This is a genomic window from Rhizobium sp. P1_E6, from assembly GCF_056405875.1.
In genome coordinates this window covers 1-632 of record NZ_JBFUBG010000353.1, presented here as the reverse complement: position 1 = coordinate 632, position 632 = coordinate 1, and the positions used below count along the sequence as shown (strand labels likewise).

At 57.4% G+C, this 632-nt stretch carries 1 protein-coding gene and 1 pseudogene; both read right to left on the bottom strand.

The features are described 5' to 3' along the window. The coding region (locus AC1D35_RS36710) for an SCO family protein (RefSeq protein WP_477942990.1) at positions 1 to 359 on the bottom strand (359 nt) is incomplete at its 3' end. 30 nt (positions 360 to 389) lie between these two features. After that, positions 390 to 632, bottom strand: a pseudogene (locus AC1D35_RS36705) (ubiquinol oxidase subunit II); the annotation flags it as partial.

Below are 632 nucleotides of genomic sequence, written 5' to 3'. Positions count from 1 at the left end.
ACATATGTCCGCATTGTCTCGGGCGTGTCCCGCTCCGGATCGACCGAGAAGAAGAAGACGTGCAGGTCCTTGGCGCCTGGCCCAAGCGTCTTGAACCAACCAGACATCTCAAAAAGTGTTGTCGGGCAGATTTCAGGGCAATGCGTAAACCCGAAAAAGACAAGCGACGGATGTCCCTTCAACGCAGCCTCGGTAATCGGTTGGCCGTTGTCAGCGATGAGGCGAAAGCTTGCCCCGAAACCTGACGACGCGGCCTCCTGTTTGATCGTCGGCATCTTCGAGACATAGCCGGCAGCACTCACACCCGCGAGCACGGCAAAGCCGATAACGACGGAGACGAACGTTTTCCTGTTGATCATGGTATGCACCTTGATAGATGGCTGGACGGCTTAGAAGTTGAGCTTCGTTGCTGGCGGAAGCACTTCGCTGCCGCCAGGACCAGAACCGGTTGGCGTACACCGCGCGACGACGAACGGCAGCGAGCTGCGCCCATTTGCCCCCCATGTTCGCTCGCGATCGTAGGTGAGCCTGAACACGTTGTTGACCGACTCCATGCCGCCGCCACCTCTGGCATCGAGATCGTACATTTCGTTGRGACACATTTTCGATGGATCCGTGCACATGTTCAGGAT